The organism is Streptomyces sp. NPDC054956 (assembly GCF_053609185.1).
Genome location: NZ_JBSGXB010000675.1, coordinates 1 through 1,002 on the forward strand (window position 1 = coordinate 1; position 1,002 = coordinate 1,002).

1 protein-coding gene and 1 pseudogene are annotated in these 1,002 nt (G+C 76.7%); both read right to left on the minus strand.

Features of this window, described 5'->3' with window-relative positions:
- Positions 1-13 precede the first annotated feature (13 nt).
- Positions 14-814, minus strand: coding sequence for an ATP-grasp domain-containing protein (locus ACWGDE_RS39215; RefSeq protein WP_453393856.1), 801 nt, complete (start codon positions 812-814; stop codon positions 14-16).
- Positions 811-1,002 (minus strand): annotated as a pseudogene (locus ACWGDE_RS39220) (hypothetical protein); the annotation flags it as partial. The pseudogene ACWGDE_RS39220 and the gene ACWGDE_RS39215, both read right to left, overlap by 4 nt.

Consider the following 1,002-nt stretch of genomic DNA (forward strand, 5'->3'; position numbering starts at 1 on the left):
GCCGGTCACAGCGCTAGCGCCCGGCCCGGCGCAGGGCCAGTTCCGCCAGGGCCTCGGGGGCGCCCGCCTGTTCGCGGATGCCGGGGAAGGCGTTGACGTCCACGATCAGCGGGGAGCCGTCGGCGGTGGCGATGATGTCCACGCCGTAGACGTCCAGGGAGAAGACCTCGCCGACCCGTCGGGTCAGATCGGCCCAGCCGTCCGGGAGCTCCGTCAGCGGCAGGGTCGGGCCGCGGCCCTCCGGGGAGAGCTCGGAGCGGCGCAGGGCCGCGAAGACCCGCTCGCCGATCGCCCAGAGTTTGTGGTCCCAGCCGCTGTTCGGCGCGAACTCCTGCACCACCACGGGCTCGTCGGGCCATGCGCCGGCCAGCTCCTTCAGCGCCGCCGCGCCCTCGACCAGGGCCACGAGGTCCCGCCGGCGGCTGTGCCGGCTCTTGACGACCGCGGGAGAGGTCAGGGAGACGCCGTCCGCCCACTGCGCGAGCGTGTCGAAGGTACGGGTTCCGGCGAAGGGCAGCCCGGCCCGGACGGCGAGCTCCGCCATCAGCGTCCGGTCCTGGCAGAGCGTGGTCGCCGCGGCGGAGTTCACCACCGGCGCCCCGCGCCGTTCCAGGCGCCGGGCGAGGTCCAGGCCGTGCGGGGTGTGCGCCTTGAGCAGGTAGACGTCGGCCGGAGCCTCCGAATCGGGCGCACCGGGCCTGTCGGCCGTCCCGGGGTCCAGCAGTTCCACGCCGTGTCCGGCGGCCCGCAGCAGTTCCGCGGCCGCCGACAGCAGGGGATGCCCGGGGTTGTCCGTGATCAGGCCGATCCTCATCCGGCGTCCCCCACCGTGGCGGCGGTCGGGGCCGCGGCCGTGGCAGCCGTGGCCTGGGCCGGGATCGACACGGGCAGCCCGGTCCCCTGGGGGAGGCCGGCCGTCCCGGAACCCGCCGCGACGGCCGTGCCCGGCCCCGTCCCGGAGCCGCCGCCGCGCGCGAGGCCCAGTACCGCCCGGGCCACGCG